The organism is Luteimonas sp. R10 (assembly GCF_045689605.1).
Taxonomy (GTDB): Bacteria; Pseudomonadota; Gammaproteobacteria; order Xanthomonadales; family Xanthomonadaceae; genus Luteimonas.
On record NZ_CP141262.1, the window covers coordinates 1,342,368 to 1,358,694 of the forward strand.

Here is a 16,327-nt window from a genome sequence, read left to right on the forward strand (position 1 = left end):
TGCAAGTCATGTCGCTACGCATCGATTCCCCGCCGCGATTCGCGCACGCCAGACAGGAGTACTCCATGAGCGCACGATCCGATCGTTCACCGTCACGGCGTCCCGGCTTTGCATTCGCCGCCCTGTGCGCGGCGATCGCCTGCATGCTGGCCGCCATCGCGCCGGCGCAGGCACGCGGCGGGATCGTTTCCGACACGCAGATCAAGGCCGCGGTCGACAAGGCCTACGCTGCGACCAAAGGCATCACGGCAGGCAAGGATGCCGACTACATCCCGGCACTGGCAGAAGTGCCGCCGGACCTGTTCGGCATCGCCGTCGTCACCGTCGACGGCCGCATCTACACCGTCGGCGACACCGATCATCCGTTCGCCATCGAGTCCGCCTCCAAGCCGTTTGCCGCCTCGTGGGTCATCGAGCAGAAAGGCGAGCAGTGGGTCGAGGACACCATCGGCGTCAACCAGACCGGCCTGCCCTTCAACTCGATCATCGCGCTCGAATCGCACGCCCAGGCCACGCCGGCGATGAACCCGCTGGTGAACGCCGGCGCCATCGCCATCGTCAGCTGGATCGAACCGGCCGAGCCCGAGGCGCGCTGGCAGACGATCCAGCAGCTCATGAACGACTATGCCGGCCGTGCGCTCGACGTCGACCTGACCGTGTACCGGTCGGAGGCGGGCAGCAGCGAGCACAACCGGGCGATCTCGCGCCTGCTCAAGGGCTACGGCACGCTCGACGGCGATCCGGAAGTCGCGCTCGACCTCTATACCCGGCAGTGCTCGATCCACGTCACCGCCCGGGACCTGGCGGCCATGGGCGCGACCCTGGCCAACGGGGGCACCCATCCGATCACCGGCAAGAAGGTCGTCAGTCCGGCTGCCGCCGAAAAGACCATGGCGATCATGTCCACGACCGGCCTGTACGAGACCAGCGGCACCTGGACCTGGAACGTCGGCCTGCCGGCCAAGTCCGGGGTCGGCGGCGGCATCGTCGCGGTCGCGCCGGGGCGGTTCGCGATCGCGACCTTTGCGCCGCCGCTGGACGCAGCCGGCAACTCGGTCAAGGGCCAGAAGGCGATCGAACTGATCGTCCGCGAACTGATCGGCAACGGCATGTTCGATACCGGCCGATAGCCTGCCGTTGCCTCCCACAAGACACCGCCGTCCATTTCACTCGATGCGAGGATCGCCATGAAGCACAGAGCGCCGTTCGACCTGCTGTTCGACGAGTTCAACGAGCCGATCCCGGACAATCATTTCCCGCAATACGGCATGTCCGCGCGCGCCGCCAAGGCGACGGTCAACAGTGAGTCCTGGTCCGACTGCCAGCCGGTGATGAACCTGTCGTCGTTCGTGACCACGTTCACCGAGCCGGAAGCGCTGGAGATCGCCCACCAGCATTTCCTCAAGAACTACATCGACCACGACATGTATCCGCAGCTGTTCGCGATGGAAGGGCGGATGGTGCGCTGGCTGCACCAGCTATGGAACGGCCCGAAGGACGTGGATCCCTACGGCACAGCGACGGTGGGCTCCTCCGAGGCGTGCATGCTGGCCGGGCTCGCGCACAAGTGGAACTGGCGCCAGGCGCGCGAGGCCGCCGACAAGGACGGCAGCCGGCCCAACATGGTCACCGGCGGCAACGTGCAGATCGTCTGGAAGAAGTTCCTGCGCTACTTCGACGTCGAACCGCGCATCGCGCCGCTCAAGCCCGGCAACTATCGCCTCACCACCGAGCACCTGGACCGGCTCGTCGACGAAAACACCATCGCCGTCGTGGCGATCGCCGGCCAGACCTTCACCGGCGAGGACGACGACATCCAGGAGATCCACGACTGGCTCGACGCCTACGAGCGGAAAACCGGCATCAGTATTCCGATGCACATCGACGGCGCCTCCGGCGGCTTCGTCAATCCGTTCCTGTATCCGGAGTACGTGTGGGATTTCCGCCTGCCGCGGGTGCAGTCGATCAACGCTTCTGGCCACAAGTTCGGCCTGGTGCCGCCTGGACTGGGCTGGATCGTTTTCCGGGAGCGGAAGATCTTCAACGAAGACCTGATGTTCTACGTCAACTATCTCGGCGGCGAGATGCCGACCGCGACCCTGAACTTCAGCCGCAACGCGTTCCAGATCGCCTATCAGTACTATGCCTTCCTGCGCCTGGGCTTCGACGGCTACCGGAAGGTGATGCGGCACACCGTCGACAACGCCGAGTTCCTGCGCAAGCGCCTGGTAGACAGCGGCTACTTCGAGATCATGAACAAGACCCAGCGCATCCCGGTGGTGGCGCTGACGCTGAAGTCGGAGTTCACCAACTTCAACGAGTTCGACGTCTCGGCGAGAGTGCGCGAGCGTGGCTGGGTACTGTCCGCCTATTCGATGCCCCCGGATGCGCAGACGGTCAACAGCTTGCGCGTGGTGGTGCGGCCGCACCTGAACCACAACGTCATCGACGAACTCGCCGACGACATCATCCACGCCTGCCAATGGCTGCATCAGCACGGCGGGACCGCGACGGCTCCGGTGCTCCACGATCCGCACAAGGTGGCCGCCAGCAAGTGCTGAAGGGCAGCTTTTCGGTTCGGCATGCGTAGAAAAAATCGGGTTCGAATGCGGGGGTCAAATGAAGCAGAGGCAGTTTCACCGATCTGCACGCAGCGGTGCATGGCTTGTCATTTTGATGGCCGCGTTGTGCATCGTTGCAGTTGTCGCCATGCCGGCGGGCGCTCAGGACAGCGGTGGCGCCGGAGCAGGCGTCGAGCAACTGGCCACTAATGCGGACCCGGCAACAGGCAATGTGCTCGAGCTTTTCAAGCCGGTCATGGAGACGGGGTTGCATGGTTTCTTCGAGCTGCTCGGAAGCCAGCCAATCATCTTTCTTCTGCTGGCGCTGGCGATCGGCTACCCGCTCGGCGCGGCCTCGGTCGCGGGAATTTCCCTGGGTTCGACGGCCGGGACGTTGGTGAGCGGCGTGGTCCTATCGATCATCGCCAAGCTGGCTTTCGATATTTCGTACGACATCCCCACGATCGTCTCGTCGATCTTCCTGCTGCTGTTCATGTATGCGCTCGGGTTGCGGGTCGGCCCGCAATTCTTCTCCGGGCTCAGGTCCGGCGGCAAAGCCTTCATCGTGATCGGCGTGATCGTCTGGGCCCTCAACTGGATCATCTGTGTCGGCGGCGCGAAACTCGTCGGGATGGAGCCCGGTTATGCCGCGGGGATGATTTCGGGCAGCTACACGATCACGGCGGTGATGGGGGTTGCCCAGGGCGCGGTCCAGAGCGGCGCGGTGCAGCTTCCCGAGGGCCTGTCGGCTGCGCAGGTCGGTGCGAACATCGCGACCGGATACGCGATCAGCTACATTCTTTCGAGCATCGGAATCATCCTGGTCATCCGCTACCTGCCGAAGCTTTTCGGCCGCGATCCGGTGGCCGACGCCAAGGTCGCCGAGCAGGAATTCAGCCACGGCGCGACCCATCCGGTGCCCGGGGCGCCGGATTCGCTGACGCTCGGCTTTTCCCCTTACGATCTTCGCGCCTATCGCGTCGAGCACGAGGCACTGATCGGCAAGACCGTCCTCGACATGTTCAAGCAGCATCCCTACGCGCCGATCCTGAGAGTCGTGCGGGACGGTAAGATCCTCGATCAGGCCGACACTACGGCGATCCGCAAGGGCGACATCGTCACGCTTCGCGCCAAGGTCCATGAACTGATCCTCGAGGAGGGGGAGAAAATCGGACCGGAAGTGGATGACGAGCTAGCCCGGAACATTCCTCTCGAAACAGCCGATATCCGCGTCGGCTCGCATGAGATCGCAGGCAAGACACTCGACGAACTGGGTCGGACGATCGGTTTCGGCGTCCAGCTGACGGCGATGTTCCGCGGTGGGCAGGAAATCCCGATCGGCCCCAACACCGATGTCCGCTTTGGAGACGTGGCGCGACTGACCGGACCGGACGTGTCCATCCAGCGGATCGCGCAGGCACTGGGCGGCCGGCCGGTCCTGGACTCGACCGTGACCGAGGTCACCTACATGGCGATCGCCATGCTGGCCGGATATCTCGTCGGCATTCTCAGCATCACCGTAGCGGGCATTCCGCTCGCATTGGGTACCTCGGCCGGCTGCATGCTGGCGGGCATCTTCGTCAGCTACTTCCGCAGCCGAAATCCGGAGTTCGGCGGTCCGGTCAGTGAAGGGGCGCGTAGCTTCCTGCAGGACATCGGCCTGAACATGTTCGTTGCCGTGCTCGCGGCCAACGTAGGTCCGAAGGTGATCGACTCCTTTCAGGGAACCACCGTGGTCTGGGTCGCATTGATCGGAACGACGGCGGCTCTGTTGCCCGTTGTCGTGGCTTACTTCGTGGGCGTGAAGATGTTCGGCCTGAACTCGGTCATCTGCGACGGCGCCTGCGCGGGCGCGCGGAACGCGACGCCGGGGCTCAATGCCATCGCCGACCAATCGAAGAGCTCGGTCGCTGCCGTGCCGTTCCCTGTGACCTATGCGCTCACGACGGTGTTGGCCCTCATCGGCGGCTACGTGGCAATGATCCTGTCGTGAGGCGGCGGAAGTCCCGGAGGGTGGATGAGGAAGAAGGCAAAACGTATCCGCTTCGATCCCAACAGCAAGAGCGAGGAAGGTTGGCTATTCGGCGTTGCTTCCAACAATGCGTTGCAAGCGCTGGGCAGGGCAGGCAATCCGCCGTCCAACGGTGCCGGCGAACTTACCCACGCCGAATAGTCGGGCTGCCGCGTCCGTCCGCCGGAAGGCCCGGCTGGGCCGGTCTTGGGAACGGGCAAGCCGATAGCTGATCAAGACCATCACCGTGGCGTGAGCCGCAGAGCAGGATCTGGCCGGCCATCCGGTCATGACGCTTTCGAACCGGGGACGAACCGAGCGAGCTCCGCTCTACGGGGTGAAGCTCACACCTGGGCGGCGTGCCGTTCACGCGGATCAGGTTCTCAGCGGCGTGGCTTGGCCGGCACGAACGGTGCGACCGGATCGCTGGCGGGGAAGGTCTCCTCCAGCGCTTCGTCCTGGTTCTCGTCCTGATGGCGCTTGCGCTCTTCCTCGTCGGGCGCTTTTCCGCCGTTGTTGCCGGCATCGGGCGGCTGGTCGCCACGGTCGCGATGTGCGCGGTCCGGCATTGCCTGGTCGGCACGGGTCGATTCGTTTCCAGGGGACATGGCGGGTTCTCCGGTACGGGGTTGCCATGTTGGCGCTGATCCCGTCATCACCGCATCAATTCCCCGTTCCGCGATCTTCAAGTCCCGCGTCCTCGCTCCTTGCCGGGCGAGGGCACCGGGCCGCCGGTGCATTGTCCCGGCCGGCAGACCCTTTTCCGACCGCGTATGGGTGCGATCTGCGCCGATCGGTGGCCAACGTGCGCGCTTCGAGCCCGGGCCCGCCCGCCCCCGTACGGTGCGTCCGAACAGGCCGGTGCGGGGGGTGAGCGCTCACGCTCGGCAATTGCCCTGTTGATCCGGCGGTAGGAGCGCACCGCAAGGGGCGCGATGGCCTTCGCTGGAAAGCCGGTCGCGCCCCTTCGGTGCGCTCTTACGGAATGCGGGCCGGCGGGCCGGAAGCCATCCCGCTGCCGGCGGGCATGGGCGTGGCGATGGACGGCGGATAATGCCGCCATGCGCAAGATCCTCCACATCGACATGGATGCGTTCTACGCCTCGGTCGAGCAGCGCGACGATCCGGGGCTGCGCGGCAAGCCGGTGGTGGTGGCCTGGCGCGGGGCGCGCTCGGTGGTGTGCGCGGCCTCGTACGAGGCGCGCAAATACGGCGTGCGCTCGGCGATGCCGGCGGTACGCGCCGAACGATTGTGTCCGGACGCGATATTCGTGCCGCCGGACTTCCAGCGCTACAAGGCGGCCTCGCGACAGGTGCGCGAGATCTTCCTGCGCCACACCGACCTGGTGGAGCCCTTGTCGCTGGACGAGGCCTACCTGGACGTCACCGCGCCGAAGATCCCCTCGCCCAGCGCCACCGCCACCGCCGAGGCGATCCGCGCGCGGATCCGCGAGGAGACGGCGCTGACCGCCTCGGCCGGGGTGGCCCCGAACAAGTTCCTGGCCAAGATCGCCTCGGACTGGAACAAGCCCGACGGCGTGTTCGTGGTCAAGCCGGCGCAGGTGGAGGCGTTCCTGACGCCATTGCCGGTGGGGCGGATCCCCGGGGTCGGCAAGGTCATGGAGAAGAAACTCGCCGAACTCGGGATCGCCACCGTCGGCGATCTGCGCGGCTTGGCCGCCGCCGAGCTCGAGCGCCGCTTCGGCAGCTTCGGCCTGCGCCTGCACCAGCGTGCGCGCGGCATCGACGAGCGTGCGGTGGAACCCGACCAGCCGGTGCAGTCGATCTCCGCCGAGGACACCTTCGCCAGCGACTTGCCGCTGGCGGCGCTGGAGCCGGAGATCCGGCGCCTGGCCGAGAAGGCCTGGACGGCCAGCCGCAAGACCGAGCGGGTCGGCCGCACCGTCGTGCTCAAGCTCAAGACCGCACAGTTCCGCATCCTCACCCGCAGCCATACCCCGGAGATTCCGCCCGCCAGCCTGGCGCAGTTCACCGGGATCGCCCTGGCGTTGCGTGGGCGCGTGGTGTTGCCGTCGTCCACCCGCTACCGGCTGGTCGGCGTGGGCCTGGCGGGGTTCCGCGAGCGCGAGGAAGCGCTCGCCCAGGACGACCTGTTCCCGACCGGGCCCGCCACGCGCGCTGGATCCTGAACCGTCGCCGAGCGCCCCCGGCGCCGCGCTGGCAGTCGCCGTGCCGGAGTGACAAGGCATCCACGGCGCATGGGGGTATGTTCGGGCTGTCGACGGCGGACACAGGAGGCGACATGGCGACGATCAGGCAGGGTGCAGCGGCCGAGCTCTACCAGGCCCTGGTGCGCGAGGGCTGCGAGCGCAGCGGCCAGCGATTCGAGGAGATGCGCGAGAGCTATCTGGTGTTCGTGCTGCTGCGCCACCAGCGCGACGCGCACCTGCTGGCGCGTACCCAGGCGCTGGAATGGCTGCACGCGCAGGAGCAGTTGGGCAGCGTGCGGGCCGACGCGCTGCGCGACGTCGGCGACCGCTGCCTGCTGATCGCCGGGCTGTACCCGGCGCTGGCGGAGCGGCGCCGCGTGGATACCGACTATTTCATCGAGCTCGGCCGTGGCGCCTACCAGGGCGTGGCCGAGTCGAGCCGGGCCGCGTACGCGGCGCTGTTCGAACAACTCGCGGCCAGCTACCGCGACCTGGTCCGCGCGCTGCGCGCGATCCGCGGCGATCATCTGCGGCCGCTGCTATCGGGCAGGACGGCCGCCTGAGCCGCGGCCCGCGGTCCGGCCCCGCCGACCGGGTCCGGACCGCGGGCGCGCCGCGCTAGCGTGCCGGCGCGTAGCGCAATGTCAGGCCGTACTCGCGGCCCGGCTGGTTGTACCAGGCGATGGTCTCGTACTCGCGATCGAAGACGTTGTTCGCACGCGCCTGCAGCGTCCAGTCCGGATGCAGGGCGTACTCGAAGCGCAGGTCCGTGGTGGCGTGGCCGCCCAGGCGCGTGGCGTTGGCGGCGTCGTCGTAGCGGTGACCGGCGCCGTTGAGCGTCACGCCGAAGCGAAACCCGCCGAATGCGCGATCCAGGTCGATGCGGCCGGTGTTGCGCGCGCGTCGCGCCAGAAGGCGTCCGTGGTTGGCGCCGTCGCTGCGGTTGCGCGGATCGACGTGGCTCAGCTGCGCCGACAGGTCCCAGCCGGCGATCGTCGCCGCCACGGTCGCTTCCGCGCCGCGCAGCCGCGCCCGGTCGACGTTGACCGGGGTGAAGGTGGTGGCGTCGTAGTTGATCAGGTCGTCGACGCGGTTCTCGAACAGGTCGAGCGACCAGTTCCAGCCGTCGCCCGCCTGGGCGAGGCCGAGGTTGAGGTTGTCCGATTGTTCCGGCTCCAGGTCCGGGTTGCCCGAGAACGGGTAGTACAGGTCGTTGAAGCTCGGCGCGCGGAAGCCGCTGGCGTAGCTGGCGGTCACGCGCAGTCCGTGGCCGAACGCCAGTCCCCAGCCGAGACTGCCGGTGGCGTGGCTGCCGAACTGCTCGTTGTCGTCGTGGCGCAGGCTCGCCTGCCACTGCTGCGCGCCGAAGTCGCCCTGCCAGGCCGCGAAGGCGCCGACGTTGTCGCGACGGGCGAGATCGTATTCGGTGCTGCCGGCGATGCGGTCGTCGAGCCGGTCCATGCCGAGGGTCAGCAGCTGCCCGGCCGCCAGGGCGAGGTCGGCCTGCAGCGAGGCCTGGTCGCGGCGGGTCCGGAGGTTGGCGACGAAATCGCCGTCGAGAAAGTCGTCGGTCCGGTCGTCGCTGCGGCCGATTCCCGCCTGCAGCGCCACCGTACCGGACGGCTCGAAGCGGAGCCTGGCGCCGACCACCTGCTGCACGGTCTCGGCGTAGTTGGCCCAGGTGCCGTCGTAGTGGTTGTCGCCTTCGGCACGCAGCGCCACGCCGTCCAGCGTCCATACGTCGGAGAACGCGACGCCGCCGCGCAGGCTGGCCGAGCGGTTGCGATAGCCGTCGCGATCGGGCTCTTCGGCGAAACAGCCGGCGCCGAAGCCGTCCAGCGTGCCGCGGCAGGCGTCGATGCCGTCGGTGCGCAGGTAGGCGATGTCGGCGCCGAACCAGGCGCGCTCGCTGCCGCCGCCGATCCCGGCGCCGGCCTCGCGCAGGCCATGGCTGCCGGCGCCGACATGGAAGCGCGGCAGCGGCGGGCCGCTGCCGCGGCGGGTGAAGATCTGGATCACGCCGCCGATCGCGTCGGCGCCGTACAGGCTCGAATGCGGGCCGCGCACGATCTCGATGCGGTCGATCTGCGCCACCGGGATGTCCTGCAGCGCCGGCAGGCCGGCAGTGGCCGAGCCGATGCGCACGCCGTCGATCAGCACCAGCACCTGGTTGGAGCCGGCGCCGCGCATGAACAGCGAGGTCTGCTTGCCGGGGCCGCCGCTGTTGACCAGGTTGATGCCGGCGCGGCCGCGCAGCAGGTCGGGCAGCGAGACCGCCTGGCTGCGCTCGATCTCGGCGCGGTCGATCACCTGCGCCGGCACCAGGCTGTCGGCCAGCGCGATCTTCGTGCGCGTGGCGGTGACGATGACCTCGTCGAGGTCGGTGGCCGCGGGGGCGGCGAGCGCCGGCAGTGGCGCGAGCGCGGCGGCGAGGGCCAGGGAAAGGATCCGGTACTGCATGCATAGTCTCCATCGCGCGCACCCACGCACGCGGTAGCGGTGGAGGCCCGCGCGGCGACGCGCGGGCCCGGTGGAGTCGCGCGAGGAGAAGGGAGGCGGCGGAAGCGGACGGCAGGCGTCGGCATCGCTGCCACGACGCCCTCCGCATCGGCAACCGGTCAGGGGAACGTTCCCCTGCTTCAGGCCGGTCTCCGGGCTTGCGGGCGAACCGGCGGCAGATGCCTGGCCGGCTCCGGCGATCGCGCCTTCCCATGCGTGCGTTCCGGAACCCGGAACCGGCACAGTGGCGGTTGCGATGCCTGACTCGCTTACCGTTGCGGGGGCAGCGCCGGACTGGCCGCGAGGGCGTCACCGGCTTCCCGTTTCAACCCGGCGGCGGCTGCCGTCGGGTCACCTGAAGCGGGGCGATTGTACGCGATGCGGACGCCCGCGCGTCGAGGCACCCCCGTAGGAGCGCACCGCAGGGGCGCGACCGGCGTTCCCGGCCGATCTGTCGCGCCGCCCCTGCGGTGCGCTCTTGCCGGGGACGCGCGGGTCAATCGTCGGTGCCGGTGTCCGGGAGATCGGAGGCCGGCGCGTCATCATGGTGGACAGTGGTGGTCACCGGCCCCGCCGCGGGGCGGCCGCGCGGCGGCGGCAGTTCGGCGATCGCGGCCTCGGCGGCCTCGACGAGTTGCTGGCGGCGCGCTTCGGGGACTTCCTGCCAGTGGCACTCGAGCAGTGCCCCCTCGAGTGCGTAGAGCAGGTTGAGGCTGGGACGGAAGCCGGCGCGGCGCACGCGCATGTAGGCCTCGACCGGGCCGGCTGCTTCCAGGTCCTCGCGCGTGCGCAGCCCCACCTGGCGCAGCCAGGCGGCGGACTTCGGGCCGATGTTGCGCATCTTGGGCGCGTTCACCGCGGCGACTCCATCAGCGACTCCAGCCAGATCCGGGCGACGGTCTCCAGTCCGGCCTGGTCCTCGGCGTCGAAACGCGCAACCCGAGGACTGTCCAGGTCGAACACGCCGACCAGGGCGTCGCCATCGTACAGCGGCACCACCAGTTCCGAGCGCGAGGCGGCATCGCAGGCGATGTGCCCGGGGAAGGCGTGCACGTCCTCGACTCGCTGGGTGCTGCGGGTGCGCGCCGCCGCGCCGCACACGCCCTTGTCCAGCGGAATGCGCACGCAGGCGGGCTGGCCCTGGAACGGTCCGACCACCAGCTCGGCGCCGTCGAAGAAATAGAAGCCCACCCAGTTGAGATCCGGCAGCGCGTGGAACACCAGCGCCGACAGGTTGGCGGCATTGGCGATGCGGTCGCGCTCGCCGGCCAGCAGCGCGCGGGCCTGCGCGGCGAGCTGCGCGTACTGCTCCGGTTTGTCGCCGTCGAGGCGCTGGGATGCGAACATCCGCGCAGTGTAGCAACAGCGGCCCGGCCGCCGGAGGAGCCACCGATGCCGTTCGCCCCTGAACCTTCCGCGGCGCTTCGCCGCTCGGCGCGCGCTCGCCCGGGAAAGACCGGGGCGCAGGCGTGAGCGCGCGCAGCCTCTATGTCACCGGCACCGATACCGGGGTCGGCAAGACCCTGGTGAGCGCAGCGCTGCTGCACGCCCTGCGCGCGCGCGGACTGCGTGCGGTCGGCATGAAGCCGGTGGCCAGCGGATGCGAACGCACGGCCGATGGCTGGCGCAACGAGGATGCGGTCGCGCTGCGGGCCGCCAGCGATCCGTGTCCGCCCTATGCCGACGTCAATCCCTACCCGTTGCCGGCGGCCACCGCGCCGCAGCTAGCCGCGCGCGAGGCGGGCGTCACGATCGCGCCGGAGCCGTTGCTCGCTGCCCATGCGCGCCTGGCCGCGACCGCCGACCTGGTGGTGGTCGAAGGCGCCGGCGGCTGGCTGGCGCCGTTCGCCGACGATCTCGAGCAGGCACAGCTGGCGCGGGCGCTGGATGCGGACGTGGTGCTGGTGGTCGGCCTGCGCCTGGGCTGCCTCAACCACGCCCGGCTGAGCGCGCGCGCGATCGCCGGCGACGGCTGCCGGCTCGCGGGCTGGATCGGCAGCGCGCCGAGGCCGGACCTCGACCGCGGTGCCGACTACCTGCAGCTGCTGCTCGATGCCCTGCCGGTGCCCTGCCTGGGCGTGCTGTCGCACATGCCGGCGCCCGATGCCGAGGCCGCGGCGCGGGTGTTGGCGCTGTCGCGGATGTTTTTGGAGCGAGGGACGAGAAACGAGGCGTGAGAAACGAGTAGAGACAAGGGCGCCGCACTCGTGTCGTGCGAGCCCCTTACTCGTTTCTCCCTCCACGTTTTTGGTCTTTCGCCTTCGGCCGTACTGCGCGCCGCGGCAGCGGCTCGCGCTGCCGAGACGAGCCAGGAACGAGAAACGAGTTGAACCCTGCATGAAACGAGTGCGGCCGGCCGCGGCCCTCACTCGTTTCTCACTCCTCGTTTCTCGTTCCTCGCTCTTCGCCCCTAGCCGTGCTGCGGCTCCGGCGGCGGCAGCGGTTCGTCGCCGACCTCGTGTGCGGCGCGCTCGCGGTCGTGCGTATGGTCGCGCGCCAGGTACAGGTAGAACGCCGGCAGCACGAACAGGGTGAACAAGGTGCCGATGGTCATGCCCGAGGCGATGGTCATGCCGATCGCGAAGCGCGACGCCGCACCGGGCCCCTTGGCGATCAGCAGCGGGAACATCGCGAACACCAGCGCCGCCGTGGTCATCAGCACCGGCCGCAGGCGGATGCCGGAGGCCTCCTCGATGGCCTCGCGCTTGGAGAGGCCCTGCTCGATCTGCAGCTTGTTGGCGAACTCCACGATCAGGATGCCGTGCTTGGCGATCACGCCGATCAGCGTCACCAGCCCGACCTGGGTGTAGATGTTGACGCTCATGCCGGGGAAGGCCTCGATCCCGGCCATCCCCAGCACGCCGCCGAGCAGCGCCAGCGCATTGAGCACCAGCAGCGCGCCGCTGATCGCCATCGGCACCGTGATCAGCATGATCAGCGCGTCGCGGAAGCTCTCGAACTGGGCCGACAGCACCAGGAAGATCATGATCAGCGCGAACACCAGCGTCACCAGCATGGTCGCGCCTTCCTGCTTGAACTGTCGCGACTCGCCGGCGTAGTCGACGCTGTAGCCCTGCGGCAGGATGTCGGCCGCGGCCTCGTCCAGCACCCGCAGCGCCTCGCCCTTGGTCACGCCGGGGCGCGGGGCGAAGGTGATGCCCACCGCGTTGAGCTGCTGGAAGCGCTTGAGCGTCTGCGGCTGCGTGCTTTCCCTCAGCGTCACCAGGGTCGACAGCGGGATCAGCTCGCCGTCGCGGGTGCGGGTGTAGTAGTCCTTCAGCTGGTCGGCGTTGAGCCGGTCGCTGCGCTGCACCTGCGGGATCACCCGGTAGGACCGGTTCTCCATCGCGAAGCGGTTGACGTAGCCGCCGGCCAGCAGCGCCGACATGTCGGCCGCCAGCGTGCGCATGTCGATGCCGAGCGTGGCCGCCTTGTCGCGGTCGATCTGCACCTCGATGCGCGGCTTGTCGATCTTCAGGTCGGTGTCGAGGAAGATGAAGCGGCGGCTGGCCTGGGCGCGCTCGATGATCGCCCCGGCCAGCTCGTTGAGCTGTTCGATCGAGCCGATGCCGCCGATCAGGAACTCGCCGCCGCCGTCGCCGCCGGCGCTGGGCAGGGAGGGCGGCACCAGGGCGAAGGTGTTGAGCCCGGTGATCTCCGCCAGCTTCGGCTGCAGCTCCTGCTGCAGCACCTGGTTGGTCGAGCGGTCGCGCTGGCTCCAGGGCTTGAGCACGTAGCCGGACATGGCGCTGTTGCTGGCACCGCCGCCGCCGCCGAAGCCGCCGTTGAACAGGAAGAAGTCCTCCACCTCGGGGATGTCCTTGGCCATCTGGGTCATCTCCTCGGTGTAGCGCTCCACGTAGTCCAGGGTGGTGTAGGCGTCGGCGCTGCTGATGGCGAAGATGAAGCCCTCGTCCTCCAGCGGCGCCGGCTCCTTCGGCGCGACGATGTACAGGAACACGCAGGACACGAACACGATCGCGCCGAAGATGGCGATCACGCCCCTGGTGTCGAGCGCGCCGTGCAGCTTGCGCTGGTAGCCGTTGCGCAGCCAGTCGAAGCGGGCGTCCAGCCAGGCCTCCAGCCGGCCCTTGCCCTGGTCGCCGTGATGTGCCTTGAGGATCTTGGCGCACATCATCGGCGACAGGGTCAGCGCGATCACGCCCGACAGCAGCACCGCGCCGGCCAGGGTGAAGGCGAACTCGGTGAACAGCACGCCGGTCAGCCCGCCCTGGAAACCGATCGGCAGGTACACCGCGACCAGGGTGGTGGTCATCGCCACCACCGGCCACGCCAGTTCGCGCGCGCCCTTGAGCGCGGCGTCGAGCGGCGACATGCCCTCCTCGATGTGTCGGTGCACGTTCTCCAGCACGATGATCGCGTCGTCGACCACGATGCCGATCGCCAGCACCATCGCCAGCAGGGTCAGCAGGTTGATGGTGAAGCCCATCAGCAGCATCAGGAACAGCGCGCCGACCAGCGACAGCGGCACGGCGATCGCCGGGATCAGCACGCTGCGCAGCGAACCGAGGAACAGGAAGATCACCACGATCACGATGACCACCGCTTCCACGATCGTGGTGATCACCTCGTTGATCGCGTCCTGGATCGACTCGGTGCTGTCGTAGGGGATGGTGCCCTCGATCCCTTCCGGCAGCTGCGGGATGATCTCGTTGTCCCAGACCTCGCGCACGTCGCCGATCACGTCCAGCGAGTTCGCGTCGGGCGAGACGAAGATGCCCATGAAGGTCGCGGCGTCGCCGTTGATCCGCACCGAGGTGCCGTAGTTCTCGGAGCCGAGCGCGACGTCGGCGATGTCGCCGAGCCGCACGATCGCGTCGTCCTCCTCGCGCACCACCAGCTGGCGGAACTCCTCCGGCGTGCGCAGGTCGGTGCGCGCGGTCAGGTCGACCGACACCATCTGGCCCTTGGTGGAGCCGAGCGCCGAGAGCACGTTGTTGGAACGCAGCGCGGTGGCCACGTCGCTGGCGGTGACCTGCAGCGCGGTCATGCGCTCAGGTTTGAGCCAGATGCGCATGGCGAAGGAGCCGGCGCCCAGGATCTCGGCCCGCTGCACGCCCTCGATGGTCGCGATCCTGGGCTCGACCACGCGGGTCAGGTAGTCGGTGATCTGGTTGTTGTTGAGCCGCTCGCTGGCGAAGGACACGTACATCGCCGCGATCTGCTGGCCCTGCTGCAGGTCGATCACCGGGTCCTCGGACTCCTCCGGCAGCTCGCCGCGCAGCTTGTTGACCTTGGCCGCGATCTGGGTCAGCGCCTCGTTCGGGTCGTAGTCCAGGCGGATGTAGGCCTGGATGGTGCTGGCGCCGGCGGCGCTGGTGGACACGATGTAGTCGATGCCCTCGGCGCTGGCGATCTCGCGCTCGAGCGGGGTGGTGATGAAGCCCTGGATCAGGTCGGCGTCGGCGCCGAAATAGGTGGTGGAGACGTTCACCACCGCGTTCTGCAGCTCCGGGTACTGGCGCACGTTGAGCTCGGTGAACGAGCGCAGGCCGAGCAGCAGGATGAACAGGCTGACGACCATCGCCAGGACCGGCTTGTTGATGAAGATGTCGGTGAATTTCATCCGGTTTCTCCCCCTCTCCCGCAGGCGGGAGAGGGTCGGGGGCAGGGCGAGCCCGCGGGGGCGGGCTCAGCGATGTGGCGCATGTCTCAGCGGTTCTGAGGCTGCGGCGCTTCGTCGGTGGCGGGCTGGACGTCGTTGTTGATCGTCACCCCCGCGCCGTTGCGCAGCCGCAGCAGGCCGCTGGTCACCACGACCTCGCCGGGCTCGAGCCCGTCGGTCACCGCCACCATGTCGCCACGGGTGGCGCCGGTGGTGACGAAGCGCTGGTTGACGACGTGTTTCGGACCGGCCTCTTCGCCTTCCTGCTGCGCTTCCTCCTCGGCGGGCGGCGCTTCGGTGACCACGTACACCGCGTTGCCGTAGGGGTTGAAACTGACCGCGGTCTGCGGGATCACCACCACGTCCTGCGCCTCGCCCAGGTCGAAGCCGACCTTGGCGAAGGTGCCGGGCCGCAGTTCGCCGTCGGGGTTGTCCAGCGTCGCCTGCACGGTGAAGTTGCGGGTGCTGGCATCCGCGCCCGGCTCGATCGCGGTGATCGTGCCCTCGAAGGTCTTGCCGGGCAGCGCATCGACGCGGGCGCGGACGGTCGTGCCTTCCTGCATCTGCGGCAGGTACTGCTCGGGCAGGGTGAAGTTGAGGTAGATCGGATCCAGCGACTGCAGGCTGACGATGGGATCGCCCGGGGCGACGTACTGGCCCAGGTCCACCCGGCGGATGCCGAGCACGCCGTCGAACGGCGCACGGATGCGCTTCTGCGCGATCAGCGCGCGCTGGGCGTCGGCCTGGGCGCGGGCGGTGGCGGCCTGGGTGGCACGCTCTTCCGCTTCCGCCTGCGAGACCAGCTGGTCGCGGCTCAGCGTCCGCCAGCGCTCGCTCTGCACCGCCGCGAGCTTGGCCGAGGCTTCCAGCGAGTTCAGCGTGGCCAGTTCGTTCGCGGAGTTCAGCTCGACCAGCAGGGCGCCGGCCTCGACCGGCTGCCCGGCCGCGAAGGCGATCTTCTGCACCACGCCGCCGGCCTCGGTGGTGACGTCGGTTCCATTGACGGCGACCAGGGTGCCGACCGCGTCGACGCCGCTGCTCCAGCGCTCCTGCTTCGCCTCGAAGGTGCTCACGGCGATCGGCGGCTGCGGCATGTTGTCGAAGAACTGGTTCATGCCGTAGTCCATCACGGCCTTGACGGCGAACACGCCGCCGAACACCACCAGGACGATCAGCAGCATCCAGAACATGCGTTTGCGCACCGAGGGCGAACGGGGGGGAGTGGATTTGGACATCGGAGGCCTCGGGAAGATACGGGGTGATTGGGGCGTGTGGAACGAAACAGGCGAAGGCGTGCCGATCTGGAGCGGTTCCGCGAACCGGGCCCACGCCGCTCTTCCGTTCGGTGTTCCGGACCCGGCATTTCAGGCCCGGCCTGTCGCCGATTCTGCGACTGCGACGGTGCCCGGCAGTACACTGATTCGGTGGACCAATGGCGAAAGGCGGAGCTTAATGCGGT

At 68.6% G+C, this 16,327-nt stretch carries 13 protein-coding genes and 1 riboswitch; of the genes, 7 read left to right on the plus strand and 6 right to left on the minus strand.

What is annotated here, in order from left to right:
• Nucleotides 1–65: 65 nt before the first annotated feature.
• Genes glsA through U3649_RS05745 form a run of 4 tightly spaced genes read left to right on the plus strand, consistent with a single transcriptional unit; the run spans nt 66 to nt 4,734 of the window.
• Nucleotides 66–1,130 (plus strand): glutaminase A, encoded by a 1,065-nt coding sequence (gene glsA, locus U3649_RS05730; RefSeq protein ID WP_407353916.1) that lies wholly within the window; start codon nt 66–68, stop codon nt 1,128–1,130.
• 57 nt (nt 1,131–1,187) lie between these two features.
• Nucleotides 1,188–2,561, plus strand: coding sequence for a glutamate decarboxylase (locus U3649_RS05735; RefSeq protein WP_407353917.1), 1,374 nt, complete (start codon nt 1,188–1,190; stop codon nt 2,559–2,561).
• Nucleotides 2,562–2,619: 58 nt separating this feature from the next.
• A complete protein-coding gene (locus tag U3649_RS05740; protein WP_407353918.1) occupies nt 2,620–4,554 on the plus strand; it encodes an aspartate:alanine exchanger family transporter in 1,935 nt (644 codons plus the stop codon).
• Between the two features lie 24 nt (nt 4,555–4,578).
• Entirely contained in the window at nt 4,579–4,734 is a 156-nt protein-coding gene (locus tag U3649_RS05745; RefSeq protein WP_407353919.1) for a hypothetical protein, read from the plus strand.
• Between the two features lie 221 nt (nt 4,735–4,955).
• On the opposite strand, the gene U3649_RS05750 is transcribed toward U3649_RS05745, so the two are convergent.
• The gene (locus tag U3649_RS05750; protein ID WP_407354551.1) at nt 4,956–5,141 is read right to left on the minus strand and encodes a hypothetical protein; all 186 of its coding nucleotides are present in this window, start codon (nt 5,139–5,141) and stop codon (nt 4,956–4,958) included.
• A gap of 492 nt (nt 5,142–5,633) precedes the next feature.
• On the opposite strand from U3649_RS05750, the gene dinB reads away from it, so the two are divergent.
• Nucleotides 5,634–6,722, plus strand: a complete 1,089-nt coding sequence (gene dinB, locus U3649_RS05755; RefSeq protein ID WP_407353920.1) for a DNA polymerase IV — start codon at nt 5,634–5,636, stop codon at nt 6,720–6,722.
• A 113-nt stretch (nt 6,723–6,835) separates the two neighbouring features.
• Nucleotides 6,836–7,306 (plus strand): hypothetical protein, encoded by a 471-nt coding sequence (locus tag U3649_RS05760; RefSeq protein ID WP_407353921.1) that lies wholly within the window; start codon nt 6,836–6,838, stop codon nt 7,304–7,306.
• Nucleotides 7,307–7,361: 55 nt separating this feature from the next.
• On the opposite strand, the gene btuB is transcribed toward U3649_RS05760, so the two are convergent.
• The 3 genes from btuB to U3649_RS05775 all read right to left on the minus strand — a co-directional run bounded on the left by btuB (nt 7,362) and on the right by U3649_RS05775 (nt 10,589).
• Nucleotides 7,362–9,203: a TonB-dependent vitamin B12 receptor gene (gene btuB, locus U3649_RS05765; RefSeq protein ID WP_407353922.1), complete on the minus strand. Its 1,842-nt coding sequence runs from the start codon at nt 9,201–9,203 to the stop codon at nt 7,362–7,364.
• 164 nt (nt 9,204–9,367) lie between these two features.
• Nucleotides 9,368–9,616: riboswitch (cobalamin riboswitch) on the minus strand.
• Between the two features lie 122 nt (nt 9,617–9,738).
• Nucleotides 9,739–10,098, minus strand: a complete 360-nt coding sequence (locus tag U3649_RS05770) for a TfoX/Sxy family protein (protein WP_407353923.1) — start codon at nt 10,096–10,098, stop codon at nt 9,739–9,741.
• Entirely contained in the window at nt 10,095–10,589 is a 495-nt protein-coding gene (locus tag U3649_RS05775; protein WP_407353924.1) for a GAF domain-containing protein, read from the minus strand. The genes U3649_RS05770 and U3649_RS05775 overlap by 4 nt, the downstream gene beginning before the upstream one ends.
• Nucleotides 10,590–10,711: 122 nt before the next feature.
• Between U3649_RS05775 and bioD the strand changes: the two genes are divergently transcribed.
• The gene (bioD, locus tag U3649_RS05780) at nt 10,712–11,419 is read left to right on the plus strand and encodes a dethiobiotin synthase (protein ID WP_407353925.1); all 708 of its coding nucleotides are present in this window, start codon (nt 10,712–10,714) and stop codon (nt 11,417–11,419) included.
• A gap of 233 nt (nt 11,420–11,652) precedes the next feature.
• Here the strand turns inward: bioD and U3649_RS05785 are convergent, their stop codons facing one another.
• The gene (locus U3649_RS05785) at nt 11,653–14,829 is read right to left on the minus strand and encodes an efflux RND transporter permease subunit (protein ID WP_407353926.1); all 3,177 of its coding nucleotides are present in this window, start codon (nt 14,827–14,829) and stop codon (nt 11,653–11,655) included.
• 86 nt (nt 14,830–14,915) lie between these two features.
• Complete coding sequence (locus U3649_RS05790; RefSeq protein WP_407353927.1) at nt 14,916–16,049, minus strand: efflux RND transporter periplasmic adaptor subunit; 1,134 nt, start codon at nt 16,047–16,049, stop codon at nt 14,916–14,918.
• Nucleotides 16,050–16,327 lie beyond the last annotated feature (278 nt).

What these genes read in the sequence shown, in the direction of transcription:
- U3649_RS05745 (WP_407353919.1), top strand. Translation starts at nt 4,579, where the DNA reads ATGAGGAAGAAGGCAAAACGTATCCGCTTCGATCCCAACAGCAAGAGC.
- dinB (WP_407353920.1), top strand. Translation starts at nt 5,634, where the DNA reads ATGCGCAAGATCCTCCACATCGACATGGATGCGTTCTACGCCTCGGTC.
- btuB (WP_407353922.1), bottom strand. Translation starts at nt 9,203, where the DNA reads ATGCAGTACCGGATCCTTTCCCTGGCCCTCGCCGCCGCGCTCGCGCCA.
- U3649_RS05775 (WP_407353924.1), bottom strand. Translation starts at nt 10,589, where the DNA reads ATGTTCGCATCCCAGCGCCTCGACGGCGACAAACCGGAGCAGTACGCG.
- U3649_RS05735 (WP_407353917.1), top strand. Translation starts at nt 1,188, where the DNA reads ATGAAGCACAGAGCGCCGTTCGACCTGCTGTTCGACGAGTTCAACGAG.
- U3649_RS05750 (WP_407354551.1), bottom strand. Translation starts at nt 5,141, where the DNA reads ATGCCGGACCGCGCACATCGCGACCGTGGCGACCAGCCGCCCGATGCC.
- U3649_RS05785 (WP_407353926.1), bottom strand. Translation starts at nt 14,829, where the DNA reads ATGAAATTCACCGACATCTTCATCAACAAGCCGGTCCTGGCGATGGTC.
- U3649_RS05760 (WP_407353921.1), top strand. Translation starts at nt 6,836, where the DNA reads ATGGCGACGATCAGGCAGGGTGCAGCGGCCGAGCTCTACCAGGCCCTG.
- U3649_RS05740 (WP_407353918.1), top strand. Translation starts at nt 2,620, where the DNA reads ATGAAGCAGAGGCAGTTTCACCGATCTGCACGCAGCGGTGCATGGCTT.
- glsA (WP_407353916.1), top strand. Translation starts at nt 66, where the DNA reads ATGAGCGCACGATCCGATCGTTCACCGTCACGGCGTCCCGGCTTTGCA.
- U3649_RS05790 (WP_407353927.1), bottom strand. Translation starts at nt 16,049, where the DNA reads ATGCTGCTGATCGTCCTGGTGGTGTTCGGCGGCGTGTTCGCCGTCAAG.